Here is a 25453-nt window from a genome sequence, read left to right as displayed (position 1 = left end):
CGGAGGTGGACATGGACCGGGATAGCGAGCACGTCGTGCATGTTCCCGCGGGGCCTGTCACGCTTGAGGGCAATCTTTCGTTGCCCCCGGATGCTCGTGGCCTTGTGCTGTTCGCCCACGGCAGCGGAAGCAGCCGCCACAGCCCGCGCAACCGCTACGTGGCCGGAAGGCTGAACGAGGCGAACCTCGCCACCTTCCTCGTCGACCTGTTGACGGCCGAAGAGGAGCGGATCGACCAGGTCACGGCCGAGTTGCGCTTCAATATCGGACTGCTCGCCGACCGGCTGGTCGGCGTCACGGATTGGCTCGGCGCCTCGCCGGACACGTCGGGGTTGCGTCTTGGCTATTTCGGCGCGAGCACGGGCGCCGGTGCCGCCCTGGTGGCGGCGGCCGAGCGGCCCGACCAGGCCGCGGCCGTGGTTTCGCGTGGTGGCCGGCCCGATCTTGCAGCGCTCGCCCTGCCGCGCGTCCGGGCGCCGACCTTGCTCGTCGTTGGAGGCGCGGACACGCAGGTGATCGCGCTCAACCGCTCGGCGCTGGCTCCGCAGCGAGAAGGAGCTCGCCATCGTCCCTGGCGCGACACATCTGTTCGAGGAGCCCGGCGCCCTGGACGAAGTCGCGGATCTCGCTACCCAATGGTTCTTGCGCCATCTGATTTCGGACAGATCGGCGTCGACGCCCTGACAGCCGGGGCTTGCATCACCAGTCCCGGGATCATTTGCGTCCTCAACGCGTTATGATCCTCATAAGACCGCGCGCAGCTGCAACCCGAATGGCTGTCGCAACCCGTATGTGGGAGAAAGACAATGCCGGACAAGAAAACCATCGAGAAGGCCCGAAAGGACAAGCGCGAGGGCAAATCGCCGAGCACACAGGCCGGCGAGTTCGTGCACGAGGAGATCGATAAAATCCGCCGCGGCGAGCACGGCGCGCGCTCGACCGAGCAGGCCATCGCCATCGGGCTTTCCGAGGCGAGACGCGCAGGCGTAGACCTGCCCCCGCCCAAAAAGGGCAAGGTGAAGGAGAGCACGCGCAAAAGTGCCGAATACGCCTATGAGGCCGGCCAGGGCGAACGCAAGCCGAAACGCCGCCCGCGGGTCTCGAAAGCCGTCTCCAAGGTGCTCGAGCACGAGCCGAAGAGCACGGCGTCGCACGAGGCGCTGGCGCAGCAGGCCAAGCGTGCGGCCTCGCGCCGGACGCCGAGGAACGCTCCGCAGCCGCAAAGAAAGCCGCCGAGACGAAAGGCGCCAGCGGAAGGAAGGCGGCGGCGCAGAAGGCCGCCAGAACGCGGGCTCACCACGCATAGTTCAAGACGGCAGTTCGCCTCCAGGAAACCCGATATGGACGCCACGGGCCGCCGCCAGCAAAGGCAAGACGTCGACAAGGCCGCCGGCGATAAACGCCTATTCCTCCCAGACCCCCTTCCCGGCGCAGATCGTCCATCGTGCGCGAAATGCCTTCGCGCAAGATCGACACCATGTCGTCGATCTGCTCGCGCGTGATGATCAGCGGCGGCGACATTACGCACATGTTGATCAGCGGCCTGACCAGCAGGCTGAGCTCGTGGCAATGCGCGTCGATCCCGGTCGGCAGCTCGATCCGCCTCGCTTATGACCCTGAGGCTCTGATGGCGATGGCCGACTGAATAATTTTTAGCGCAGCAATGCGGCCGGCGACGATGGCGCCCTCGACGTAGCCCGGAAATGATGGCGACAGCTCCGACGAGGCGAAATGGATCGGCGGCGCGCCAGCACGGATAATGCGCTCGGCATCAGTTGCCGTCGCATCGACGATCAGATCGCTGTAACCGCCGCCGCTCCAGCGATCCCCGGTCCAGTCGCGATAGCTGAGATCGATAATGCCGGCCGCCTCGATACCGAGCGCCTCTTCCAGCTTTGATGTCACCTTTGCGCGTAACGCTGCGTCGTCCAGATCCCGCCAGCGCTGCGCCAGCGGCCCGCCGATGAAGACGACAAGTGCTGCATGATCCTCGTCCCTGCTTGCATCGCAGGCAAAAAGCCCGTGCGGATCGCGCCACATCACCATGCCGCTCAAGCCCCTGTCGCGCCAGAAAGCCTTGGGATAGCGCACCAGCATTTTGATCACCGCGCCGCTTTGCCAGACGCCGAGGGCTCTCTTCAGCACAGCCGGCAGCGGCGGCACGAAATCCACTCTCGAGGCCATCATCGGCGGTACGGCGACCAGTACCGCTCGTGCCTCGATCGCGCCGGCAGGCGAAACGACGCGAACCCCTCCCGGCCCGTCCTCAATGGCCTCGACAGCTGTATTCAGCCGCAGTCGATCGCCGAGATCCCGCGCAAGATCATCCGCCAGCGAATGGATGGTTTCGCGCACAAAATACTGCAGCTCCGACACCTCGTTGGTGACGCGGCGATCATTGTCGATCAGGTACCACAGCGGCAGCCTTTCCATTGCCAGGCACCACAGGCCCTCGATCATCGACCGAAAGGCGGCCTTGGCATCGTCGGGATCGGCCTGGCGATCGAGCCATGCCGCGACCGTCAAGCCGGCAATGGCCGGGTCGTTCGGTGCGATCGCATTCATCCGCTCGCGTATTCGCATCCCGGTGCCGTAAGTGCGCCCGGCTTGCGCCTCGCTCATTCGCGGCTGCGTGACGAATTCGCCTGCGACATGGGTCTCGACCAATGTCTTGCCGCGCGCTCGCACCAGCGCCATCAATTCCGGCATGTCTTCGCACAGGAACTGGCCGCCGCTGTCGATCCGCTCGCCGAGCCCGTTCTGCACGGCTTCGACGCGTCCGCCGACACGGTCGCGGGCTTCGAGCACCACGACATCGATGCCGGCCTGGTTCAATTCACGCGCGGCCGACAGGCCGGTGAAGCCGGCGCCGACGATGGCCACATCGGCTCGTTCGATCTTGAACTTCATTAGCCGGCCTTGATCTTCTCGAATTCCGCGACCATCCGCTGCTTGAACTCCGGCGCCACCGGCTGCGGATGGAAGCCGGGATCCTCGTAACAGGACCAGTTAAACACGACGAGGTCCCTGTCCGCCGCCAGCGCCGCGGCCGAAGCCGCCAGCCCCGTCGCCGAAGCCGCCGGTGCTGCAGCCAATGCCACTGTCAGTGTCGGGCGTCGGGTTATTGTCTTCATTGCTGTTCCATCCTCTTTTTGATTGTTCACGCCGGCTTGGCACCGCTGGCTGCAGATTTCGGATAGTGCCTGGGGAATGCCGCGGACAGGAACTCGTTCGCGGCCTGCAGTGCCGTCTCGCGTGTGGTGTCTTCGGTGCCCATCATCAAACGCAGCCACAGACCATCCAGCATGGCGCTGAGCGCCAGCGCCATGACTTGTGGTTCATAGGCATAGAAGCCGCTCTGCTTGAGCGCCGCGCAAAGATCGATGAAGATGTTCTGATAGACGGCATCGCGTGCGCTGCTCAGCGCCTGATATTTCGGCCGCGATTTGGCCTCGCCCCAGAAGGCACACCAGGCAGCCAGCTTGCGCTTGTTGCAGATCGAGCGGTCGAAATCGGCCGCGACCAATGCCTGCAACTGGCGGGCGGGATCATCGCCAGCCTTTTGCAAGGCGCTGCGCCAATGCGCCGAATACTCGTCATACATGTATTGCAAAGTGGCAACGAGCAGCTTCTCCTTGCTCTCGAAATGGAAGTTGACGATGCCGCGCGACAAGCCGGCGCCGTCGGCGACGTCGGCCATAGTCGTTTCCGAATAGCCGCGCTTGGCCAATGAATCGATTGTCGCTTCGATCAGTTGAAGCTGCCTTGTCTCTTTCGACGCCTTGCGGCCGCGCTTTTCGGAATCGCTTTTTCGCGCCGGTTCGAGGAGGGCTTCGCGCGCCTCTGTTGTCTTCATCGGGTGATGGTCTCCAGCATCGCCGGCTAGCCGACCGGCTTCGGCCGCGAAGATCAGTGGGACGGTGCTCGCCACTGTCAAGCACCTTCTGCAGGGCTGCCCGGGTTCGAATGTTCTCGTCGAGATAGGCATCCTTGGAGAAAACGATGTCGAAGGCACCGTTGGCAAAAGGTGGCGATCCCGGCGTTGCGTGGACCAGATCGGCGCCCCCAAGCCCGCCTGCAGCGGACCTTTGGGTCGAGATCTATGCCAGGCGCGAGCTGCGGTATCACCAGCTGTTGAAGCGTGCCAAACTGGTGCCGCGGCCGTTCGTCAGGCTCGACCGCCGCACCGCCAATCCGCCCGCGGATTTTAAGAGATGACTGACGACACTTACAGTCGCGAAATCGATGCCGAAGCCGCCGAGCAGTGGCAGCTGGTCAACACGCCGCTCGGCGAAAAATGGTCGGGCCGAACCCGCTATGCCGCGGCCATGTTCTTCTACAAGCGCGGCGAGATGGACGCCGAAACGCTGGAAGTCTACCGCATCTGTGCGCGGCTGGATTCCACCGATCCGCTGCCGATCATCCGCGACCGCGGCGTCGGCCAGGACTGGCTGAAGCGCATGGGCGCCTAGTAATTCCCGCCTAGGCCTGTTGAGATTCAGGTCAGGCCGAGTCGAAAACGATGGTTTCCGAGAACCGGAGCGGAGCGTACTTAAGTACGTGAGCACCGGAAGCGCAGGAAGCCATCGTTTGCAGGCCGGCCTCACCTGAATATCGACAGGCCTAGCCGATGGTCTTTTCCAGCATGCCGAGCCAATTGCGATAGGCGATCTTCTCGATCAGCGCGCGCCCGAAGCCGCGTGCCGCGAATGCGTCGAGCAGTTTTGGCAGTCCGGCAACATCGCCTATCATGGCCGGGATCATGGCACCGTCGAAATCCGAGCCCAGGCCGACGCCGTCTTCGCCCAGCGCCTGCAGCAGCGAATCGACATGGCGCACCATGATGTCGAGGCTGGTGTCGGCGTTCATCCTGCCGTCCTCACGCAGGAACCCGGTGGCGAAGTTCAGCCCGACCATGCCGCCCGAATCGCGGATCGCGCCAAGCTGCCATTCGGTGAGGTTGCGCGAATGGCCGCAGATCGCATGCACGTTGGAATGGGTCGCGACCAGCGGTGCGTCGCTGATCTCAACGACGTCGCGAAAACCTTTTTCGTTGAGATGCGAAAGATCGATCATGATCTTCAGCTGGTTGCAGGCTTTCACAAGCGCCTTGCCGGCATCGGTCAGCCCTGGCCCTGTATCGGGCGACGACGGGAAGCGGAACGGCACGCCGTGGCCGAAGGCATTGGGACGGCTCCAGACGATACCGAGCGAGCGCAGGCCGGCTGCGTGGAGAACGTCGAGCAGGGTGAGCTCAGGGTCGATCGCCTCAACCCCTTCGATATGGAACACCGCCGCGATCGAGCCTTGCGCCATCGCCTTCCTCACATCGCCGGCGCTGCGGCAGACGGTAAGCGCCGAAGCCCGCTCCAGCCTAAACAGGATCGAGGCCATCGCTACGGTAGAGTTGAGCGCATCGGCGCGCGGAACCTCGGGCGGCAAGGGCTCGCTGTCGCTCGGCGCCAGCGGCACCGCGCTGCGTTTGGATTTCTCGACAGGCGGCGGGAAGATCGCGAACATGCCACCGGCAAATCCGCCTTTCTTCGCGCGCGGCAGGTCGATATGGCCACCCGGCGTCCCCTCAACGAACAGCTTTTCGACGTCCGCATCCTTCGACTGGTAGAGCCTGAGCAGCGTGTCGTTGTGGCCGTCGAAGACGGGAACGAGATCGGATTCGGTCATGGAGGGCCATTCGGTTGAAGTGGTCGGGCCGCAGACGGCGAGCCGTTGCTGTCAATACTTAGGCAAGACTGGCGCTCTGCGCAAATCCCGCGTGTTTGCCCTTGTGTTTGTACGCCCCCAATGGCCAAAGGGGCACGCGGTAAAGCCGCGCACCCTTTCTCCTGTCATCCATCGAGGGGCTGTCTCTTACCGCTTCAGCACGTCCGCCCATTCCGGATGGCGGCGGAACTGAGCATTGGCGAACGGGCAAAGCGGGATGATCGTCTTGCCCGCCGCACGTGCATCCTCGACGGCACGGGTGACCAGGCGGAGCCCCGCGCCCTGGCCGCGAAATGCATCCGGCACTTCGGTATGGTCGATGATGATCTGGTGCTCACCGATCTTGGTGAAGGTCATCTCCGCCTCGGCGCCGCCCGGCCCACGCAGGAAGTAGCGGCCCTTCGAGCCGCGGTCCTCCAGTTCGATCTCCGGCAACAGGTCAGACATGGCTTGCGGTCCTTTCATCCGGCGCCACGGCGAACAACCGCCGCGCCGCCTCGATCTCGCTCGGCCGCACCTCATGGCCGCCGTCATGCCACTCGACTGTGACATCGGCGCCATCGGCGCGCAAATAGGCTTCAAGCCGCGCCGTCAAATCAGGCGGACAGATCGGGTCCCGCCTGCCGGCGGTGACCAGGATGCGGCTGCCGCCAAGGCTGCCCTTGACCTTCGGCTCGAACGGGATCAGCGGATGCATCAGCACCGTTGCGTCGAACAGCGACGGTTCGGCAAACAGCACCGAGGCCAGGATGTTGGCGCCGTTGGAGTAACCGAGGCCGAGCACCGAAGATGGCTTTGCCGCCTCGACATGCGCCTTGACGAAGCCGGCCATCTTGTCCGTCGCCCGCGTGAGGTCGCCCATGTCGTAAACGCCCTCGCCGGTACGGCGGAAGAAGCGTGCGGCGCCTTGTTCCGAGACATCGCCGCGCGGGGCGACGATCGTCGCTTGCGGCGCAAGATCGCGCCCAAGCGACAGAAGCTGGGCCTCGTCGCCGCCGGTGCCATGAAAGACGAAGAGCAACGCGCCATCAGGCGAGCCGGGCAGCACCTTGTGAATATACGTATCCTTGCTCATGACGTCGCCCTCAGTCTTCCAGTTTCTGCAGATGCTGCTCGAGATAGGGCCGCAAATGCTGGTGTTGCGACGGCAGTTTCAGCGCCTCGCCGAGATGGGCGGTATCCTCGTCGCGGTCGAAGCCCGGCTCGTTGGTGGCGACTTCGAACAGCACGCCGCCCGGTGTGCGGAAGTAGATCGCCCAGAAATAATCGCGGTCGATCACTGGCGTCACCTGATAACCTGTATCGAGCAGCGCCTTGCGCACTTCGAGCTGCTTGGCGCGGTTCTCGACGGCGAAAGCGACATGGTGGACCGAGCCGGCGCCGAGATTGGCGAAGCCGGCCCCTGGCAGCGATTCGATATCGACGACATCGGCGCCGTTGCCGTTCTTCACCGCCAGCCGCCTGACGTTGCCGGACTTGTCGACCTCCTCATAACCCATGAATTTCAGCAGCTCTTCGGTGGCGCCGCCATCTTTCAGCCTGAGCGACACCGAGTGAAAGCCGCGGATCGCCTCGTCGGTGGGAATGCCACCCTTGGCCCATGGCGCACGGTTGTCCGCTCTGTCTTCCACCAGCGCAAACCCGTCGCCGTCGGGACCGGCGAAGCCAAGACGTTTCTCGCCGAACGTCTCCTCGCGGGACAGCCCGGTGACACCTTGCTCGGCAAACCGTTTCTCCCAATAGCCGAGCGTGCCCTCGGGCACCGAGTAAGCGGTGGCGCCGACTTCGCCGACGCCATGGCGGCCTTTGCCGATGTTCGGGAACGGGAAATAGGTCATCACCGAGCCGGGCGTGCCGACCTCGTCGCCGTAATAGAGGTGGTAGACATCTGGTGCGTCGAAATTGACGGTTTTCTTGACCCGCCGCAGGCCAAGCGTTCTGGTGAAGAACTCATTGTTCTGGCGCGCATCGCTAGCCATCGAGGTGACGTGATGCAGGCCCTTGACCTGGTCGAGCATGTTTCTGCTCCTTTCCTTGTGCCGGTGCGGCCCTTGCCGCTGTCCACGCAAATATGAGCATCCGCCTCCTGGCCGCAAAGGCGGCAAACACAGAATGGACTGTGCTGTTAAAGTGAACGACGAAGCAGGTTTTGTTCACCATTCGGCAAACTGGACCGGCTTGCATACTCGCCGAAATTGCGCTCCATGAGCGCATGTAGCTAGCGTGAGGATACCGCGGTTGAGTGGAAAACGCCCCAACATTTTCCTGATCACCTGCGACCAGTGGCGCGGCGACTGCCTATCGGCTGCTGGCCACAAGGTGGTAAGGACGCCGAATGCCGACGCGTTGGCTGCCGAGGGCGTTCTGTTCAAGAAGCACTATGGCGGCGCCGCACCTTGCTCGCCAGCGCGCGCCTGCCTCTACACCGGCCTCTACCAGATGAACAATCGTGTTTGCCGCAACGGCACGCCGCTCGACGCCCGCCACGGCAACATAGCACTCTGGGCGCGCGCCCTCGGCTATGATCCGACGCTGTTCGGCTATACCGACATGGCGCGCGACCCGCGCACGCTGGCGCCTGGCGACCCGCAGCTGAAGAGCTATGAAGGCGTGCTGCCCGGCTTCACCGTGCGCCAGCTTCTGCCCGAGCACCAGAAGCCTTGGCTATCATGGCTCAAGGCGCGCGGCGTCGATGCCGGCGCCACCTCCCCCGCCATCCACCGCCCGGTGGGCGAAATCCTGGAAAACGACGGCGGGATCAGCAACGCTCCGCCAATCTATTCGAAGGACGAGACGCCGTCGGCCTTCCTGGCCGGCGAATTCATCCGCTGGCTCGGCGAGCAGGAGCGCGATGCCCCGTGGTTCGCGCATCTTTCCTTCATCAGCCCCCACCCGCCCTTCATCGTGCCGGCGCCTTACAACGCCATGTACGATCCGGCCATCGGTCCAGCTTTTGACCGCGCCGAAAGCTGGCAGGCCGAAGCAGCAAGCCACCCATATCTCGCCTATGAACTTGACCGGCAGGAACGGTCGAAATTCCGTCCCGGCTCGGAGGGCAAGGTGCGCGACTGGGGCGACGACAATTTTCGCCGCATCCGGGCGCTCTATTACGGCATGATCTCGGAGGTCGACGCGCAGCTTGGCCGTGTCTGGCAAGCGGTCAAGGCAGCCGATGCATGGGACGACACCGTCATCGTGCTGACCTCAGACCACGCCGAGATGATGGGCGATCATTTCATGCTGGGCAAAGGCGGCTTCTTCGACGGCAGCTTCCATATTCCGCTGATCATTCGCGATCCGCGCCGCCCCAAGGCTGCCGGCAGCAGCGTCGACCGCTTCACCGAGGCGGTGGATTTGGCGCCGACCTTGCACGAGCTCACTGGGCTCGAGCTCACTGGCGGCGAAGTGCTGCCGCATCTCGACGGCCGCTCGCTGGCGCCTTTCCTGGACGCAACGGAGCCGGGCAATTGGCGCGATGCGGCGCATTGGGAGTTCGATTTCCGCTCGATCGCGGATGGTGATGCAGAACGGTATTTCGGCATCGGTCCGCGTCAGTGCAATCTCGCCGTCATCCGCACGCAAAAGTTCAAATATGTGCATTTCGGCGGCGGCCTGCCGCCCTTGCTCTTCGACCTGGAAAAAGATGACGGCGAGCTGACCAACGTCGCTGACGACCCAGCCTATCTGCCGGCACGGCTGGAATTTGCCGAGAAGTTGCTCGCCTGGCGGGCCGAGCATCTCGACCAGTCTCTGGCGCTCGCCGAATTGACGGACAATGGCGTTGCCGGCCATGTCGCCGGCTTTCCCTTGACATAAGCAAAGCCCGCGCCGTTGCCGGCGCGGGCTTCTCTGTCGGCCTGTGTGCAGCTTAGCGCATGATCATGCGCTGTTTGTCGCGACTTTGCGCATACGTGGCCTTGTCATAGGGGGCCTGCGCCTCAAGCTGCTCCTTGGTGAAGTTCGTGTAGAGATAGCGCTTGCCGTTCTTGTCGGTCATGAATTTCAGGTTGTCCATGCCGACCGCCACCTCCTTCTCGCCGACGCCGAGGAAGCCGCCGACGTCGATGATGACTGCGTCGACCTTCTTGTCGCTGCCCAGCACGATATCGCCAATTTCGCCGACGTTGACATCGTTGGCGCCGTAAACGGTTGTTCCAACCAGATCCTCGGCCCGGATTTCGCCCATCGGCATTTCGGTTAGCGTCGACTTGTCGATCGACCCGGTCTTGGTCTGGTCGGCCGCCGAGTTAGCCGGAGGCGCTGCTGCCGGAGCGTTTTGAGCCGTCTTGCTGGCTTGGTCAGTGTTGTTGGTCGTCGCGGTGTTGCTGGCCGTCACGGTAGGCGTGACGGTGGCGGGCGCAGTAGCCGCGGCATCATTCGACGCAGTGGTTGCCGGAGCCGGATCATAGGGCTTGCGGTCGAAGTCCGGCTGCGCCTGCAGCTCTTCTTTGGTCGTTTGCGCGACCAGCCAGCGATCGCCGTTCCTTTCGGCCCATTGCGCCTTGTCAAAATCATAGGCGACGTTCTTTTCGCCGATGCCGAGGAAGCCGCCGACACCGATGATCAGCGATTGCGCCTTGGCTTCCTTGTTGATGACGATGTCGTTCACGTCACCGATGTTCTGGGCGTCGTCGCCGGTGCCGTTATAGACGGTCTCGCCGATGATATTGGTGGCGAGATTGCCTTCGGCGCGCTTCACTGGCTCAGCCGGCGCGGCAGGCGCTGGCGTTGTATTTTGCGCGCTGGTGGAAGGGGCGGCAGGCGCCGCATTATCGGCCGAAGCTGGTGGCGGAGCCGGATCGTAAGGCCTCCGGTCGAAATCCGGCTGAGCCGTCAACTCATCCTTCGTCGTTTGCGCTATCAGCCAACGGTCGCCATTTCTTTCGGCCCATTGCATCTTTTTGTAGTCGAAAGTGACGTTTTTGGTTCCTATGCCAAGAAAACCGCCGACGCCGATGACGACGGATTTTACCTCGCCGCGCTCGTCGAAGACGACGTCGCTGACCTTGCCGATATTCTGGGCATCGTCGCCGGTGCCATTATAGACGGATTCGCCGATGATGTTGGTGGCAAGGCTGCCCTCGGCACGTATCGCCGGAGCGGTATCCTGGGCGGCGGGTGGTTGCGCCGGCGCCGGGGTCGTCGCCGATTGCGCAAATGCACCCGTCGCAATCAATGTTGCGACTGCTGTCGTGGTTAAAAGGGTGCGGATCATCTTAGTGTCTCCTCGTCGGTGATTTCGTGCACGCCCAGCCCGCCTGGCCTCACTGCGGGCGCAGCGTCTTCTGCATGTTCACAACGTTGTGACCACACTGTTGTTCCGAAAAAAGCCGTGGTGCACCCGGTGCGATGTCAATGGTTCTCGGATTCGCCGCGCTGGTCGAAGGGAACATTTTCTCGGCCGCGCCGTTCCACTCCCGGCTGGGGCCCCGTCCCGGCCCGATAGGTGCTGGAAAATGGAACGGCCATGCGGTTTGCAGCGGTGCTGAACAAGGACGGGGGCACCCTGCGCACCATCGATCTTGAGGCCTTCGCCAGCCGGATGCGCGGCACACTTGAGACTGCCGGCCACTCGATCGATATCGAAATCGTCGCCGGCAAGGATATCGTCGCCACGCTGGACGGCGTAGCTTCCAGGCGCGGCATCGACGTCGTGCTGGCGGGTGGCGGCGACGGCACCATTTCGGCCGCGGCAGCCCGTTTGATGAATGGGGAGAAGGCGCTGGCAATTCTGCCGGCTGGCACAATGAACCTTTTTGCGCGCGGCCTCGGTATTCCGCAGACCCTCGATGCGGCACTGAAATCGTTTGCCGACGGCGAGGTGATGGCGATTGACATTGCAACAGCCAACGGCCGGCCTTTCGTGCATCAATTCTCGATCGGCATGCACGCCAGGATGGTGCAACTGCGCCAGAAGATGGAATTCGGCTCGCGGCTGGGGAAGATGCGTGCCTCGGTGCGAGCCGCTTGGGCAACGATCAACAATCCACCGGCGATGAAGGTAACGCTGACGATCGGTGAGGCCGAGATCAGAACCCGGATCACCGGTATCGGCATCACCAACAATCTGTTCGGCGAGGGCCACCTGCCCTATGCAGATAATCCGGCAGGCGGCGTGCTGGGCATCTATGTCACCGTGGCACGGCGGCGCGGCGAATTGATCAGGTTCCTCTTTGACGTCGCCCGTGGGAAATGGCGAGGCAACGAGCATGTCGAAATCCATCAGGCAAACCGCGCCGTTTTGAAAATCCATTCGACGAACAGGAAAGTTCAGGCCGTCATGGACGGCGAACTGGTAAAGCTCGATCGCGAGACGACCGTCGAAATCCATCCGCGCGCGTTGAATGTTCTCGTCCCGGCGCGCGCCGCCGAGGCAAATGTTGCCTGACGTGGGGTAGCGTGATGTGGGGTTGCGTAATGCGAGCTGACACGAGCGATGGAGAGAATCTAGCCGCTGGGCGTGTTGCCCTGCTCGGTCTTCGGCGTCTCGATCATCCAGCCGTAGATTTCGGCGACCCCCCAGGCGATAAAAGCCAGCAACAGCGCGGCGATCAGGATACGAAGGACATGCCGACCCCGCCGCCCTTGACGGGCTTTGTTTTCAGGAATGGTTTTTGGCATTGTCTGGCTCCATATTTGGCGCCGGCAGGCGTAACTATCGGGGCGTTGGCTGGTAACGGTCCCCCGCCGCGAAAGTTCCGGCTCGGCAAGGCGACAAACGGGCCGATTGGCCTGATCAATCAGCGGGGCCGGCCACCGGGGGCGTAGTGGACGACAATAGCCAGAAAACGCCGGGCCTGCCGGCCGATATTCGCCGTGTGGTGGGCGCCGTGGACCGTCTTGCCGTGCTGCACGGCCTCGACGCGCGGGACAGGGCTGCAGACCCTGATTTCGATCGTATCGGCGGTCTTGCCGCTTCGGCGATGCAAACGCCTGTCGCACTGATCACGCTGGTCGATGCCGAGCGGCAGTGGTTCAAGTCCTGTATCGGTCTCGACGAGACCGAAATCGCAACCGAGACATCGTTCTGCGCCTATACCATCGCAGCCGGCGACGTGCCGACGGTGGTGGCCGACGCGGCGGCGGATCCGCGGTTCAAAGCCAATCCGCTGGTCACCGGCGAGCATCATATCCGCTTTTACGCAGGCGTGCCGATCGTAGTCGACGGCGCGCTGATCGGCACGCTGTGCGTGCTCGACCGGAAGCCGCACGCACGTCCTTCATCTGTCCAGCTCGACCAGCTGTCGGCGCTGGCTGGCCTCGCCGCCAGCCTGTTCACGCTGAAGGATGCAACCCGCAGCGCGGCGATTGCCGAGGCCGCACTGGCTCGAGAGGAAAAGCGGCGCGCTATCGCGCTCGACGCGGCTTCGCTTGCCAGCTGGGCATGGGATATCCGCAGCGACATGATCGACTGCGATGTCCTGCTGTCCGAATTGTTCAACCTGCCCAAGTCGAACAGGCTGAGGGCGCGCGACATCCTGACCGCCATCGACTTGCGCGACGTTCACCAGACCGAAACACGCTTTCGCGACGCGCTGACCGGCAGCGACGACTATTTTGGCGAATACCGTGTCAAAGGCCTCGATCCGCCGCGATGGATCGCAACGCGCGGCCGCGTCATAGAGCGCGACGGCGAGGGCAAGCCGACACTGATCTTCGGCGTCAACTACGACATTACCGAACGCAAACTTGGCGACGAACGTCAACGGCTGTTGCTGCGCGAGCTCAATCATCGCGTCAAGAACACTTTGGCAACCGTACAGGCGCTGGCGACGCAGACCGTTCGCCATGCCCGCCAGCCAAGCGAATTCCTCGAAGCCTTCAGCGCCAGGCTGCAGGCACTGGGCGTTGCGCACAGCCTGCTGTCGGACCGCGAGTGGCGCGGCATCGGCATCCGCGAGCTGGTGGAGATCGAGCTAAAGCCGTTCCAAGCCGCCGGACAATCGCGCATGGCGATCTCCGGCGCCGAAGTCCTGCTCTCACCCGACCAGGCAGTCGGGCTCGGGCTGATCCTGCATGAACTGGCAAGCAACGCACTGCAATACGGGTCGCTCTCGGTTTCTTCCGGAAAGGTCGATCTCGATTGGAGGGTACAAGGCAGGAAGGGTGCACGGCGTCTGTTGCTGGCCTGGCGCGAAAGCGGCGGCCCGCGGGTTGCGCCGCCCGAACGCCATGGCTTCGGCTCGATCCTGATCCGCCGCAGCTTGGCCAAGGTCATTTCCAGCGAGGTGACCCATGAATTCCGGCCGGACGGCGTGGTCGCCGAAATATCGATTCCGCTCGAAGATTTGTGACGCCAGCATTTTTGCGACCGGCGCCAGAATCGTTTCCCCCAAGCTATCCCGCCGAACTATTCCCGTTTGCCGGTATCCGGATCATCGGAGCCGCGCTTCACGTTCTCGCGGTAGATAGCGTAGGCAGCGAGTGCTATCGCCGGGCCGAGAATCGCGCCCAGTCCGGCCTTCCCCGGGCCACCTTTGCCCTTGAGCAGCGCCGGCAGCACGGCGAGTGCCGCAGTGATGCCGATAGCCTTCATGTCGGCGTTGCGTCGCTTCGCCCGGCGCCTGGCGCGCGAGCCGGCCGACATCCGGTAGACAAGCAGGATGAGACCGGCGATTGCCAGAAAGCCGATCCCGAAGCTCAGGGAAGCTGCCATCGGCCCATAGCGGGCCGCCGTCCAGATATAGGCCGCCCCGACGAGGAAGCCGAGGCCGCACAGCGCCACGAGCGCTGCGACCGAATAGACAATCGCAGCGACGCGCGCACGTTGCACCGCCGCAATGGTTTCGCCCGAGGCGAGGCCCGAGATCAGCGATGCAAGCATTCCCATGCGTGCAGAACTAGCGACGCGCGAGAAGCGCGAAGAGGAATCCGACGCCTGCGGCGATCGCCAGCGAAGTCACCGGTTTTTCGCGCATATGGGCTATCATCTGCGCCTCGATGTCTCTGGCGTTGCTGCGCAGGCTGTCGAAGGCTGCCTCGCCCTGGGTTCGCAACTGCTCGACGCTTTCGGCGGCGGCTCGCCGTGCTGCCCCGTAGCCATGTTCGCCAGTTTTGGCCAACAGCTTGGTAAGTTGGTCGATGTCGGCCTTTAGTTGTGCGATGTCGGCCTCAATATCGGAATTCGTGCGGGCTTCGTTCGCGGCCTTTCCTGCGGCAGTCGCCATTGCTTCACTCTCCATGCTTTTGCTCGGTCGAAACGCCCGACAGACCCCAAGGTTCCGGCACGAACCTCTTCTAACCCTATCTCCGGCAGCGCGCGTTGCAAATGCCTTGCACGGGCCGCGGCCGACGCATCTGCGCGGGCAGGTCTTTTTTAAATGACAGCATGCCAAATAACGATCATGACTTTCCCCGTTTCACGTTAGAGACGCATTCAAGGAGATATTGCTGCGTGCGCGCATCACTTGACGGTTTGCGGATTCTTATCCTGGAAGATGAGTTCCTGATTGCCATGGATATCGAGCAGCTTTGCCGCGACTACGGCGCGCTCAATGTGGTCATCGCCCGTGATCTGACCGAGATCGAACAGCAAGACGTTGCCGCGCAGTTCGATGTGGCCATCGTCGACCTCATGCTGAGCGGCGTTTCGACGCTCCAATTTGCTTCGCGGCTGCGTGAAGCGGGCATCCCGTTCGTCTTCGCCTCGGGCTATTCGGATACCGACGAGATCAAGAAATCCTTTCCCGGCGTCAGACTGGTCACCAAGCCCTATTCGGGAGACGATCTCGTCGAGGCAGTGGCGGCGGCCTGCAGGCGAACGCCTCTGCGCTGAGGCGCGGAGCGGTTCGAACACGCCCGCGCTTCACGCAGCCGTCGACCCCGTTACCTGAGCCGAAATTGCGTCCGGGCCATACTCGTCTTCACCGGAGATCTTCAGAATTTCCTGCAGCCGTGTGCGAGCGCGGCTGACGCGGCTCTTGATCGTTCCGACGGCGCAGCCGCAGATTTCGGCCGCTTCCTCGTAAGAGAAGCCCGACGCGCCGATGAGGATAATGGCTTCGCGCTGGTCTTCTGGCAGCAACTCGAGCGCGCCGCGAAAGTCCTCGAGGTCAAGCTGGCCGTGCTGGGCCGGATGAACGGCAAGCCTGGCCGTCATGACGCCATCGCTGTCCTGCACCTCGCGGCCACGCTTGCGCATCTGCGAATAGAATTCGTTGCGCAAGATGGTGAACAGCCATGCCTTCAGATTGGTGCCGGGCTGGAAGCTTTCATGCTTGTCCCAGGCCTTGACCAACGTTTCCTGCACCAGGTCGTCGGCCTTGTCGGCGTTTTGCGTCAGCGACACGGCAAAAGCCCGCAGGCTCGGGATCGAGCCGAGCAAATCGGTCTTGAAGCCCTGGGAGACGGCCGCCATGCCTCAGTCCTTCTTTTGCACAGGTTCGGCCTTTTCCAACTGGCTGAGCAGTTGGGCGAAGCGATCCGGCACATTGTCGGAGACCAGCTCGTCGTAATATTGTTTGAGTTTGCGGCCGATTTCCGAGTTCGGCCCAAGTGGGTCGCGGAAAGCAGCCCGGCGCCCGTTGCCAACGCCAGCCGTGGTAGCTTTCGTCATGTTCTTCATTTCGCCCTTTGTCCCAGCCTTAAGCCGCCCTTCAACACATAACGCAAGGCAAGCGGCAGCCTCGTCTGGTTGCCCAACCCCGCCCTAAACGCCAGCCCGCATACTTAGTTCCGCATGACCGGAACTTTTTCGCACAACCCGCGTTTGTAACTTTGGGCTTGCGAACCTTTTTTAGCTATAACATGCAATCACGTCATATGAGGGAGACGTCCGATATGAGCCTATCAGCAACCATCGCTCCGCACCTGCCGTTCCTGCGCCGCTTCTCGCGCGCCGTATCCGGATCGCAGGAGAGCGGCGACGCGCTGGTCGCCGCAATGCTCGAGGCCATCATTGCCGATGTCGACATCTTTCCGGACGCATCGAACGACCGCATCGCGCTCTACAAGGTCTTTGCCAAGCTCTTCACCTCAGTGGCCATTCGCGTTCCGCAGGAGCATGCCCAGTCGGCATGGGAACAGCGCGCCGCAGCCAATCTGAATGCAATTGCGCCTCGTCCCCGCCAAGCCTTTCTGCTGGTCGCGGTCGAAGGCTTCAGCGAAGACGAGGCGGCGGAGATTCTCGACGTCGACGAACAGGAATTCTCCGAACTTCTCGCGCAGGCGAGCAACGAGATCTCCCGTCAGGTGGCAACCGACGTGCTGATCATCGAGGATGAGCCGCTGATCGCCATGGATATCGAGGAAATGGTCGAAAGCCTCGGCCATCGCGTCGTCGGAACGGCGCGCACCCACGCCGAGGCGGTGGCGATGTTCGGCAAGGCGAGGCCAAAGATGGTGCTTGCCGATATTCAGCTTGCCGACGGCAGTTCGGGCATCGCGGCCGTGAATGAGATCCTTTCGTCGACCTCGGTGCCGGTGATCTTCATCACCGCCTTTCCCGAGCGCCTGCTCACCGGTGAGCGGCCGGAACCGGCTTTCCTCGTCACCAAGCCGTTCAATCCGGATATGGTCAAGGCTCTTATCAGCCAGGCCCTGTTCTTTGACCGGCACGCGAAAGCGGCGGCATGAAACAGCTGGCGGCCGAGTTGCGGGCGCCAGGATAGCCACTCCCTTGGAGCAGATAGGGCGTGACGCCGGCCCAACTCACTGGCAACCAACTGGGGCAACCAACTGGACCTTTTCACACACCGTGGCAATTCGGGCCGTAACGATTTTCAGCATCGTCTTTTTCGGAAAATGGTGGAACAAACGGAGGCGAATCACGTTTTCACCGCAGCATTGGAAGGAGATGGATCATGCTTTACTGGGCGCTCGTATTTCTCGTCGTGGCGATCATCGCCGGTGCGCTTGGTTTCGGCGGTATCGCTGGCACCTCGGCCGGTATAGCGCAGATATTGTTCTTCATCTTTCTCGCCTTCCTGATCATATCGCTTATTGCCGGCCTGATCAGACGAGCGTGAATGCCAAGCGGCCATTCAAGCGAACACTGGAAGCCGCACCCCTCAAACGGTTTCCAGCCACCGCCGGGCAGTGTCCTCCAACGGGATGCCGCTCGGCGGACCGCATTTTAAGGCTTGATACGAAGCTCCTCCTTTTGGAACCCATTTTTCCGCGAGCCGTTCAGCCCGACATGGGTTGAGCAAATTGACTGATGCGTTCCAGAGTCGGAAAAATGAAAGACCGCGGCCAGAGTGATGAGATCATCGCTTTGCATCCCGCCGAAAGCGGAATGCAGCTTGGCCGGGCCCTTCTCCATGCACTGCACAATGCCGGGATTTCCGTCCTGTACCAGGATCGCGAAATGAAGACGGTGTGGGCGCGCAACATGCGCGCCCCATGGACTTCCGATGCCGCCGACAACAACGGCATCTTGCCGCCGGCGCAGGCGGAGCGTATCGGCGCCGCCAAGCACGACGTCATCGTCTCCGGCAATCCTCAACATCTCGAACTCAGCGTGCCGGCCGATGACGGCGCCCGCTGGTTTCAGGTGTGGATAGACGCCGACCGCAGCGAGACCGGCGCGGTGCAGGGCGTCGTGACCACCATGGTCGAAACAACCGAGCAGAAACGTCGGGAGCAGACGTTGAAGGCGCTGCTGCGCGAAGTCAGTCATCGCTCCAAGAACCTTTTAGCCATCATCCAGAGCATCGCCACCCAGACGGGCCGTTATTCCGGCAGCATTGACGATTTCCTGACGCGTTTCCGGGGCCGATTGCAGTCGCTGGCCTCCTCGCAGGACCTGGTTACGTCATCCAATTGGCGGGGAGCGGCGCTGCGCGAGCTGGTTTCCGGTCAGGTCGGCAGGTACGGCGCGGACCCCTTGCACAGCCTGCGTTTCCGCGGCGCAAATCCATATCTCAACCCCAATGCCGCCTTGCACATCGGCTTGGCCATGCATGAGCTCGCCGTCAATTCGGTCAGCTATGGCGCACTGTCGCGCAGCGACGGTTTCGTCGAGGTGACGGCCGATCTGACGGCAGCTTCCGCTGGCGAGCCTGCGCTGTCGCTGACATGGGCCGAAGTGATCGGAGCCAACGACAATCAACGTAGCGAGAAGCGTTTTGGCAGCGTCGCGCTTGAACGCGTCGTGCCCACTTCTTTGAATGGAACGGCGACACTTGAGATCACCGGGAACCGCCTCGAATACCGCCTTGTCGTTCCTCACGGCAATTTCGAGACGGATTGAACGAACGGCGGTCGGCGCGAGAAGGCTTGCTACGCATCGCCAACCTTAACCGACTGTTCACCATAAGGTCCGATCCTGTCCGAACGTGCCGATCCACCGGACATCGATTGAGTTTGGCACAATATGAAAGGAATGGGCCTTGACGGCTGCCGACTTGAACAGACTGGAACACGCCGCTCGCGTCTCGATGAGCGGTTTTCAGGATCCCGACGCGTCCGCAGCGCCCGCGCCTCGTGCTTCGCCCCTCCGCTTCGCCGCCGTCGCGCTTATGGCCGCGATCGTCCTGACCGCCGCGTCCCAGCTGATCTGATCGAGCTCGCCAAGGTCCGCCGCCGGCTTCCGCTGCTCACGTCTGCTTGATCGCTCTGTCGTCACAGGAACTTTGAGGGATTTTGGCCGTTTCCATGGCGAGAGGTTCCCGCCATGGAGCACATTGCCGCCTTGCTGCTGGTTGTCGGCTGTTCGAATGCCATGACCGCGTGCCGTGAATTGCCGGCGCCGGTAAGCGTTTTCGAAACCACTGCCGAGTGCATGACCGCGCGCCCATTCGCGGTCATCGACCTGCAGGGCCAAGCCCAATATGTCGTCGCCAGATGCCTTGCCGTCGATCCTGCGCTCGAGGACGACTATGACAGCATCATCTGGAACGTGCGTCCCGACGGCACGCTCGATGCGTCCTTGGAGATTTCCGGGTTCGTGGTAGCATCGAACGGCGCACGCCCCGAAAAAGACTATCTTAATCAACAATGAAATCGTGCGGGCAAAGGCCGTACTTTCATGCTAAATGGCGGCTGGAGCTTATTAAAGTGAGGACAAAAGTGAGGATGACTCCATGCGGAAGATGATTATTGCCATGGTTGCCGTTGTTGCGGTCAGCGGCTGCACCACCACGGAAGAGAATGTGGGTATCGGCACTGTGGGCGGCGCACTCATAGGCGGCGCTGTCGGCGGCGGCAAGGGCGCTTTGATCGGCGCTGGCGCTGGTGCGATTGGCGGTCTGCTCGTTCGGCGCCTGCAAAATGGCTATTGCCAGTACAGAGATCGTCACGGCCGGATCTACACAGCTCGCTGCAATTAGTTTTCGAACTCCAGGCGAACAGCAAACGCGGAGGCAGGCCACCTGTCTCCGCGTTTGCCCTTTTAAGGCGCTGTCGCGACGCGACCCACGAGACGGCGTTTTCAGGCCGGCAGCGGAACCTTGATTTCGACGTTCAAGCCGTCTTCGCGAAAATCGCGCCTGATTGTGCCACGCAATTCGCGTGTGACATTGAGATCGATCAGTCTGGTGCCAAAACCGCTCTTTGCCGGTGTCTCGAGCTTCTTCTGACCGGCCTCACGCCAGTTGAGAGCCAATGTCCGGGCGCCGCCGCGGCCTTCGAACGACCAGTCGACCTTCAGCGCACCGACTGAATTGCCGGCTTCGCCATGCTTCAGCGCATTCGTCGCCAGTTCGTGAAAGACGAGGCCGAGTGCCTGCGTCGTCTTTTCGTCGAGAAGAACCTCCGGTCCCGACAACAGCCCTTCAGGAAGCTCGCTGCCGAACACCTGGCCAAGCTCGATGCGCAGCAGGTCGCCGAGATCGGCTTTCTGCCAGCGTGAGCGCGTCAACATGTCCTGGGAAGCCGCCATCGCCTGCAGCCGGGCCGAGAAAGACGTCGAGAATTCCTGGACGTCGGCGGTGTGCGATGCTGTCTGGCGCGCGATTGCCAGCACCCGCGTGATCGAGTTCTTGATGCGATGCTTCATCTCCTGCAGCATCAGGTCTTTTTCCAGCAGGCTCTTTTCGGTCGTTTCGTGAAGCAGCGAGACCGCCTCATAGGCCCGCTCCTGATAGCGGGCCACCAGCGCAATGGCGCCGGCAAGCAGCAGCCCGAACAATCCGAGCATCACCGGGATGGCGCGCGAGGAAGGTTGCGAGAAAGCACTTGTCGGCCTGAACAGGACGACCCACTGCCGGCCGGCGACGGTGATCTTGCGGGTGACCAGCAGCCTGTCGCCGAGGCTCGAAACAGGCGGCGTTTCCGACTGGAACAGCAGGTTGTCGCTGTCCACCGTGCCGTCATAGATCTCGGTGTTGACCGGCAGCAATGGTGCCCGGCTGAGCGCAGCCTGGAACAGGTCACGGGCGCGGAAGGCCGCATAAAGGAAGCCGGCAGTCGAGGATCTCGACGCGTTTACGGCGTCCGGCGCGGTTTCCACATTGAGCCGGACGAAGACGAGGAACCCGGCAAAGGTCTGCGCGGCACCCGTATCCTTGCCGAGCTGCACGAGCCCGCTGGCATGCTGCTGGTCGTCGGCCATCGCCTTTTCGATCGCCTCGCGCTGCACCGGCCCGGCAAACATGTCGTAGCCGATGCTGGATTTATTGGACGGATCCAGCGGTTCGAACAGCACGATGGGCGTACGCCACGGCAAGTTCGTGTCGGGATAGATCGGATGGCTTGCGCCGTGATCGTGCAGGATATCGCGCTCGACCGCCGCCTCGTTTCCCGTCTTCGCAAGGCGGAGGAAGCCGATGCCGCGCAGGCCAGCGAAATTATTGTCGATGTCGAGCGCGTTGAAGAAAGCCTTGAACTCGCCTTGCGAGATACCGCCATTGCGCGCGTCGAACAGCGCCCGGGTCGAACGCAGCAACGACAGGTCCAGGTCGATGCGGCTTTCGATCCGGTTAAGGGCGTCGTCTGCCGTCGCCTCGAATTTAATGCGGGCCGCCTCCTGAGTGGCAAAATAGGCAAAACCCGCCATCGTCAGGCTGATCAGCGCGACGGCGATAAAAGCGACAGTCGGAAAAAGCTTCTTCAATTGCGGATACGTCCCGTGGACGGTTCGGCATCTTTATGGGCAAGTCCCGACGCCAACACAATGGCGAGGCCAAAGCATGGTGACGGCTGGCATATTTTGGCGGCTTGTGATTAGCCGGCTAATTCTCATTCATGCGGCGATCTTCAGGGCGCCCGGCCCCGGAATGGCGCCGGGTGGGCACTTGCCGAGGATGATCATGCCGAGCACTTCGTCCTGGGTGACGTCGGTCGTGCGTGCCGTGCCGACAACCCGACCGTTCTTCATGACGCAGACACGGTCGGCAAGCTCGAACACGTCATGGATGTCGTGGCTGATCAGGAAGATGCCGATGCCGTCGGCCTTGAGCTGCCTGACCAGTTCGCCGACCTGTGCCGTCTCCTGCGGCCCGAGTGCCGCCGTCGGCTCGTCCATGATCAGGATGCGGGCGTTGAACAGGATGGCGCGGGCGATCGCAACCGACTGCCGCTGGCCCCCCGAGAGCTTTACCACCGGCTCCTTGAAGCGTTGGAAACGCGGATTAAGCCTACCCATCACCTTGCGCGCCTCAGCCTCCATGGCGACGTCGTCGAGCGTACCCCAGGCGGTCATCAACTCGCGGCCGAGAAACAGGTTGGCGGCCGCATCGACATTGTCGGCCAGCGCCAGCGTCTGGTAGATCGTCTCGATGCCGTACTTCTTGGCGTCGCGGGGGTTGGAGATCGAAGCCTCCTCGCCGTTGACGAAAATCTGGCCCGCATCGCGCTTGTAGGCGCCGGACAGGATTTTTATCAACGTCGATTTGCCGGCACCATTGTGACCGAGCAAAGCCATCACCTCGCCCTGGAAAAGGTCGACAGAGGCATCGTCGACGGCGCGAATGCCGCCGAAGGCGATGGAGATGTTGCGCATGTCGATCAGCGGCGTGGGAGCGGTCTTGTCTGCCATGCTTGTTCCTCCTCCCTATAGATCCTGCTTGAGCATGATCGTGTCTGAAAACCGGGTTCTACCTTGCGGGATCATGCTCAGACCCGTTTGCGATAGACGGTATCGAGCCACACCGCGACCACCAGCACGGCGCCGACAACGATGCTCTGCAACGGCGAATCGATGCCGAGCAAGACCATGCCGGATTGCAGCGACTGCATCAAAAGCGCGCCGAGCATGGCGCCGAGCACGGTGCCGGAGCCGCCGGCGAGCGACGTGCCGCCAATCACGGCCGCCGCGATGACCAGGAGCTCATCCAGGGTCCCCAGCGCATTGGTCGACGCGTTGAGGCGGGCCGATGCGATTGCCGCACTTATCGCGGCCAGCACGCCCATGATCATGAACACCTTCATGGTCACCCAGCGCGTGTTGATGCCGGCGAGTTCCGCCGCTTCCGGGTTGCCGCCAATGGCAAAGACATAGCGGCCGAAACGTGTGCGTTTGGTGATGAAGGTCATGACGATGCCGACTGCGACAGCGATCAGCACCGGTATGGCGATGCCATGGGCGATGAACAGCCCGCCTTCGGGGAGGGTGATGCCGTTCCGCTGGGCGTACTGGCGAACGATGCCGATCGGCCAGGGATAGGAATTGGCGATCCAGACAGCGCCGAGGATGGCGGCACAGGCGACAACACCGAGCAGGGTCTCCGCCCAGACGGGGCGCAGCGGAAATTTGAACCGCTTGCGCTGCGACCGGCCGTTGAGCAGCATGAAGGCGACGCCCACACAGGCGAGAATGCCGACGATCCAGCTTGCGGTTGCGCCGATCGAGCCACGCGGCCCGCCGCCCATGAGCTGGAAGGTGGCGTCGAGCGGCGCGACGGTGCGCCCGCTCGTCATCAACCATGCCATGCCGCGCCAGACCAGCAGGCCGCCCAGCGTCACGATGAAGGCCGGAACCTCAAGATAGGCGATGATAAAGCCCTGGAACGCGCCGATCAGGAGGCCGAGCACCAGGCCGGCGGCCAGTGCGATGACCCACAGCCAGGGGCTGCCAAGCTGAAATCCCATGACGCGGACGAGGAATTCGGCCTGCGCCACGCCCATCACCATGCCGATCACGCCTTCCACCGAACCGACGGAAAGATCGATGTTGCGCATCACGATGACCAGCACCATGCCTGTCGCCATGATCGCCACCGAGGAGGTCTGCACCGAAAGATTCCAGAGATTGCGCGGCGTCAGGAAGAGCCCGCCCGACAATATGTGGATCCCGACCCAGATGACCAGCAGCGCGCCGACCATGCCGAGCATGCGCGTGTCGAGTTCGGTTGCCTTGAGAAATCGGGCAACGATGCCGAGCTCGGATTCCCGCGCCCGGTCTGCCGTGCTGTCGACCGGCATGTTGGAAGTCGTGTTGGTCATCGTGTTTCTCCCGCCGGGTTGCCGTCTGCCGCGGATGCCGGAAGCAGCCTAGAAGTTATCCGCCGAAAGCGGAAAAACAACTCTTGTTGAAAAAACGCCGCGGCGAGCGGCCGCGGCGTTCGGACTTCTCGGAAACGTCGGCTCAGTTGCAGACTGCAACAGTGCCCGCCGCCACGCCGGCGCAGACCTCTTCTTTCTTGATCCAGCCGGCGTCGATGACGACGTTGAGGTTATCCTTGGTGATGGCGACCGGGGTCAGGAACAGCGACTTGACGGTATTGCCGCCGGGCGTGGTGAAATCCTTCACGCCGGCAATGTCGGTCATCTGCTTGCCGTCGGCCAGTTGCGAGGCGATCTCGGCGGCGTTCTTGCCAAGCTCGCGCGCGTCCTTCCATACCGACACGGTCTGTGTGCCGAGCGCGATGCGGTTCAGCGCGGCGTGGTCGCCGTCCTGGCCCGAAACCGGAACCGATCCGGCCAGCCCTTGCGCCGTCAGAGCGGCGACGACACCGCCGGCAGTGCCGTCGTTAGCGGCGACCACGGCATCGACCTTGTTGTCGTTCGCGGTCAGGAACTGTTCCATGTTTTTCTGAGCGTTGGCCGGCAGCCAGCCGTCGGTATAGGCCTCGCCGACATTCTTGATCTTGCCGCTGTCGATAGCGTCCTTCAGCACTTCCATCGAACCGGCAAACAGGAAATCGGCATTCGGATCGGCGCCCGAGCCCTTGATGAAGACGTAGTTGCCTTCCGGCTTCACCTTGAACACTTCGCGGGCCTGCATGCGGCCGACTTCCTTGTTGTCGAAGGTCAGGTAAAAGACGTCCTTGTTCTCGATCAGCCGGTCGTAGCCGACAACCGGAATACCTTCGTCCAGCGCCTTTTGCACGGCTGGCCCGATGGCCGAGGCGTCCTGCGCCAAGATGATCAGTGCGTTGGCGCCCTGCGAGATCAGGCTCTCGACGTCGGTGAGCTGCTTGCCGGGGTTGGACTGTGCGTCGGCGGAAATATACTTGTCGCCGGCGGCCTCGATGGCCGCCTTCATTGCGGCCTCGTCCGTCTTCCAGCGCTCTTCCTGGAAGTTCGACCAGGAAACGCCGATCACCTTGTCTTTAGCCTGCGCCACCGACGCCAGCGCCAGCGTCATGGCGACACCCGCCAGAATGGCGGTCGTGAATTTCTTCATCATATCCTCCCAGCGCCGCGTACGGCGTGACCAATTGGCTCAAAGACCAGCTTAGAAGCTCTAATTTTTTCGAGCCTCGAAAAAATACTGGCCCGATCTCCGGCTGCTGTCAACATCGATTCTGATGGATTTTGATGACTCTGCGAGTTTTTTCGAGCGTCGGAATAAACGATGACAGCGCCACCGGCATCTGACACTATTTGCCTGCATCCGACACTATTTGTC

General features: G+C 62.4%; 29 protein-coding genes and 3 pseudogenes. 14 read left to right on the top strand and 18 right to left on the bottom strand.

What is annotated here, in order from left to right; genetic code table 11:
- Positions 1 to 11: 11 nt before the first annotated feature.
- Complete coding sequence (locus tag RQ479_RS26690) at positions 12 to 740, top strand: dienelactone hydrolase family protein (protein WP_376702982.1); 729 nt, start codon at positions 12 to 14, stop codon at positions 738 to 740.
- 66 nt (positions 741 to 806) lie between these two features.
- Positions 807 to 971: pseudogene (locus RQ479_RS26685) on the top strand (DNA-binding protein); the annotation flags it as partial.
- 448 nt (positions 972 to 1419) lie between these two features.
- On the opposite strand, the pseudogene RQ479_RS26680 reads toward RQ479_RS26685, so the two are convergent.
- The 4 genes and pseudogenes from RQ479_RS26680 to betI form a co-directional block, all read right to left on the bottom strand.
- Positions 1420 to 1581, bottom strand: a pseudogene (locus RQ479_RS26680) (aspartate aminotransferase family protein); the annotation flags it as partial.
- A 27-nt stretch (positions 1582 to 1608) separates the two neighbouring features.
- Positions 1609 to 2910, bottom strand: a complete 1302-nt coding sequence (locus RQ479_RS26675; protein ID WP_376702981.1) for a flavin monoamine oxidase family protein — start codon at positions 2908 to 2910, stop codon at positions 1609 to 1611.
- Positions 2910 to 3134 carry a hypothetical protein gene (locus RQ479_RS26670; RefSeq protein ID WP_352468667.1) on the bottom strand — a complete coding sequence of 75 codons (225 nt, stop codon included), beginning with the start codon at positions 3132 to 3134 and terminating at the stop codon, positions 2910 to 2912. Before RQ479_RS26670 ends, RQ479_RS26675 begins: the two co-directional genes overlap by 1 nt.
- 26 nt (positions 3135 to 3160) lie before the next feature.
- Complete coding sequence (betI, locus tag RQ479_RS26665) at positions 3161 to 3856, bottom strand: transcriptional regulator BetI (RefSeq protein WP_376706019.1); 696 nt, start codon at positions 3854 to 3856, stop codon at positions 3161 to 3163.
- A gap of 227 nt (positions 3857 to 4083) precedes the next feature.
- Between betI and RQ479_RS26660 the strand changes: the two are divergent.
- Positions 4084 to 4218 (top strand): annotated as a pseudogene (locus RQ479_RS26660) (aminomethyl transferase family protein); the annotation flags it as partial.
- Positions 4215 to 4472, top strand: a complete 258-nt coding sequence (locus RQ479_RS26655; protein ID WP_352468666.1) for a hypothetical protein — start codon at positions 4215 to 4217, stop codon at positions 4470 to 4472. The pseudogene RQ479_RS26660 and the gene RQ479_RS26655, both read left to right, overlap by 4 nt.
- 151 nt (positions 4473 to 4623) lie before the next feature.
- Here the strand turns inward: RQ479_RS26655 and RQ479_RS26650 are convergent, their stop codons facing one another.
- The 4 genes from RQ479_RS26650 to RQ479_RS26635 form a co-directional block, all read right to left on the bottom strand.
- Positions 4624 to 5682: a dipeptidase gene (locus RQ479_RS26650; RefSeq protein WP_376702980.1), complete on the bottom strand. Its 1059-nt coding sequence runs from the start codon at positions 5680 to 5682 to the stop codon at positions 4624 to 4626.
- 186 nt (positions 5683 to 5868) lie between these two features.
- On the bottom strand, positions 5869 to 6168 hold the full coding sequence (locus RQ479_RS26645; RefSeq protein ID WP_254816591.1) for a GNAT family N-acetyltransferase: 300 nt from the start codon (positions 6166 to 6168) through the stop codon (positions 5869 to 5871).
- On the bottom strand, positions 6161 to 6796 hold the full coding sequence (locus tag RQ479_RS26640) for an alpha/beta hydrolase (RefSeq protein ID WP_376702979.1): 636 nt from the start codon (positions 6794 to 6796) through the stop codon (positions 6161 to 6163). The genes RQ479_RS26645 and RQ479_RS26640 overlap by 8 nt, the downstream gene beginning before the upstream one ends.
- Positions 6797 to 6806: 10 nt before the next feature.
- Complete coding sequence (locus tag RQ479_RS26635) at positions 6807 to 7739, bottom strand: VOC family protein (protein WP_376702978.1); 933 nt, start codon at positions 7737 to 7739, stop codon at positions 6807 to 6809.
- A 220-nt stretch (positions 7740 to 7959) separates the two neighbouring features.
- Here RQ479_RS26635 and RQ479_RS26630 point away from each other — a divergent pair, with 220 nt between their 5' ends.
- Positions 7960 to 9537, top strand: a complete 1578-nt coding sequence (locus RQ479_RS26630) for an alkaline phosphatase family protein (RefSeq protein ID WP_376702977.1) — start codon at positions 7960 to 7962, stop codon at positions 9535 to 9537.
- Between the two features lie 52 nt (positions 9538 to 9589).
- On the opposite strand, the gene RQ479_RS26625 is transcribed toward RQ479_RS26630, so the two are convergent.
- Positions 9590 to 10936 (bottom strand): PRC-barrel domain-containing protein, encoded by a 1347-nt coding sequence (locus RQ479_RS26625; RefSeq protein WP_376702976.1) that lies wholly within the window; start codon positions 10934 to 10936, stop codon positions 9590 to 9592.
- Positions 10937 to 11188: 252 nt separating this feature from the next.
- Here RQ479_RS26625 and RQ479_RS26620 point away from each other — a divergent pair, with 252 nt between their 5' ends.
- Entirely contained in the window at positions 11189 to 12109 is a 921-nt protein-coding gene (locus tag RQ479_RS26620; protein ID WP_376702975.1) for a diacylglycerol/lipid kinase family protein, read from the top strand.
- Positions 12110 to 12168: 59 nt separating this feature from the next.
- Here the strand turns inward: RQ479_RS26620 and RQ479_RS26615 are convergent, their stop codons facing one another.
- The gene (locus RQ479_RS26615; RefSeq protein ID WP_292659198.1) at positions 12169 to 12342 is read right to left on the bottom strand and encodes a hypothetical protein; all 174 of its coding nucleotides are present in this window, start codon (positions 12340 to 12342) and stop codon (positions 12169 to 12171) included.
- A 146-nt stretch (positions 12343 to 12488) separates the two neighbouring features.
- Here RQ479_RS26615 and RQ479_RS26610 point away from each other — a divergent pair, with 146 nt between their 5' ends.
- Entirely contained in the window at positions 12489 to 14015 is a 1527-nt protein-coding gene (locus RQ479_RS26610; RefSeq protein WP_376702974.1) for a sensor histidine kinase, read from the top strand.
- Positions 14016 to 14071: 56 nt separating this feature from the next.
- Here RQ479_RS26610 and RQ479_RS26605 read toward each other — a convergent pair whose 3' ends face one another.
- Positions 14072 to 14551 carry a hypothetical protein gene (locus RQ479_RS26605; RefSeq protein WP_292659201.1) on the bottom strand — a complete coding sequence of 160 codons (480 nt, stop codon included), beginning with the start codon at positions 14549 to 14551 and terminating at the stop codon, positions 14072 to 14074.
- A 10-nt stretch (positions 14552 to 14561) separates the two neighbouring features.
- Positions 14562 to 14888, bottom strand: a complete 327-nt coding sequence (locus tag RQ479_RS26600) for a YqjD family protein (RefSeq protein ID WP_023678546.1) — start codon at positions 14886 to 14888, stop codon at positions 14562 to 14564.
- 287 nt (positions 14889 to 15175) lie between these two features.
- On the opposite strand from RQ479_RS26600, the gene RQ479_RS26595 reads away from it, so the two are divergent.
- Positions 15176 to 15496 carry a response regulator gene (locus tag RQ479_RS26595; RefSeq protein WP_376706018.1) on the top strand — a complete coding sequence of 107 codons (321 nt, stop codon included), beginning with the start codon at positions 15176 to 15178 and terminating at the stop codon, positions 15494 to 15496.
- Positions 15497 to 15526: 30 nt separating this feature from the next.
- On the opposite strand, the gene RQ479_RS26590 is transcribed toward RQ479_RS26595, so the two are convergent.
- Together RQ479_RS26590 and RQ479_RS26585 are read right to left on the bottom strand one after the other, a co-directional pair.
- Positions 15527 to 16078: a sigma-70 family RNA polymerase sigma factor gene (locus tag RQ479_RS26590; protein ID WP_023678544.1), complete on the bottom strand. Its 552-nt coding sequence runs from the start codon at positions 16076 to 16078 to the stop codon at positions 15527 to 15529.
- A 3-nt stretch (positions 16079 to 16081) separates the two neighbouring features.
- Positions 16082 to 16285: a NepR family anti-sigma factor gene (locus RQ479_RS26585; RefSeq protein WP_376702973.1), complete on the bottom strand. Its 204-nt coding sequence runs from the start codon at positions 16283 to 16285 to the stop codon at positions 16082 to 16084.
- 215 nt (positions 16286 to 16500) lie between these two features.
- Between RQ479_RS26585 and RQ479_RS26580 the strand changes: the two genes are divergently transcribed.
- The 6 genes from RQ479_RS26580 (at position 16501) to RQ479_RS26555 (ending at position 19991) form a co-directional block, all read left to right on the top strand.
- Positions 16501 to 17295: a response regulator gene (locus RQ479_RS26580; protein ID WP_023678542.1), complete on the top strand. Its 795-nt coding sequence runs from the start codon at positions 16501 to 16503 to the stop codon at positions 17293 to 17295.
- A gap of 227 nt (positions 17296 to 17522) precedes the next feature.
- The gene (locus RQ479_RS26575; RefSeq protein ID WP_023678541.1) at positions 17523 to 17687 is read left to right on the top strand and encodes a DUF1328 domain-containing protein; all 165 of its coding nucleotides are present in this window, start codon (positions 17523 to 17525) and stop codon (positions 17685 to 17687) included.
- 191 nt (positions 17688 to 17878) lie between these two features.
- Entirely contained in the window at positions 17879 to 18913 is a 1035-nt protein-coding gene (locus RQ479_RS26570) for a sensor histidine kinase (RefSeq protein WP_376702972.1), read from the top strand.
- A 139-nt stretch (positions 18914 to 19052) separates the two neighbouring features.
- The gene (locus RQ479_RS26565) at positions 19053 to 19223 is read left to right on the top strand and encodes a hypothetical protein (RefSeq protein WP_352468954.1); all 171 of its coding nucleotides are present in this window, start codon (positions 19053 to 19055) and stop codon (positions 19221 to 19223) included.
- A 113-nt stretch (positions 19224 to 19336) separates the two neighbouring features.
- Positions 19337 to 19663 (top strand): hypothetical protein, encoded by a 327-nt coding sequence (locus tag RQ479_RS26560; protein ID WP_352714281.1) that lies wholly within the window; start codon positions 19337 to 19339, stop codon positions 19661 to 19663.
- Positions 19664 to 19745: 82 nt separating this feature from the next.
- Complete coding sequence (locus RQ479_RS26555) at positions 19746 to 19991, top strand: YMGG-like glycine zipper-containing protein (protein ID WP_006328050.1); 246 nt, start codon at positions 19746 to 19748, stop codon at positions 19989 to 19991.
- Positions 19992 to 20092: 101 nt separating this feature from the next.
- Here the strand turns inward: RQ479_RS26555 and RQ479_RS26550 are convergent, their stop codons facing one another.
- From RQ479_RS26550 to xylF, 4 genes are all read right to left on the bottom strand, one after another.
- Entirely contained in the window at positions 20093 to 21715 is a 1623-nt protein-coding gene (locus tag RQ479_RS26550) for a CHASE domain-containing protein (RefSeq protein WP_376702971.1), read from the bottom strand.
- Positions 21716 to 21844: 129 nt separating this feature from the next.
- Positions 21845 to 22639 (bottom strand): ATP-binding cassette domain-containing protein, encoded by a 795-nt coding sequence (locus tag RQ479_RS26545; protein WP_376702970.1) that lies wholly within the window; start codon positions 22637 to 22639, stop codon positions 21845 to 21847.
- A gap of 77 nt (positions 22640 to 22716) precedes the next feature.
- A complete protein-coding gene (locus tag RQ479_RS26540) occupies positions 22717 to 24045 on the bottom strand; it encodes a sugar ABC transporter permease (protein WP_376702969.1) in 1329 nt (442 codons plus the stop codon).
- Between the two features lie 142 nt (positions 24046 to 24187).
- On the bottom strand, positions 24188 to 25228 hold the full coding sequence (gene xylF / locus RQ479_RS26535) for a D-xylose ABC transporter substrate-binding protein (protein ID WP_292655550.1): 1041 nt from the start codon (positions 25226 to 25228) through the stop codon (positions 24188 to 24190).
- Between the last annotated feature and the right edge of the window lie 225 nt (positions 25229 to 25453).

The organism is Mesorhizobium sp. ISC25, from assembly GCF_042295465.1.
Lineage (GTDB): Bacteria > Pseudomonadota > Alphaproteobacteria > Rhizobiales > Rhizobiaceae > Mesorhizobium.
This window is presented reverse-complemented; position numbering and strand designations above follow the sequence as displayed.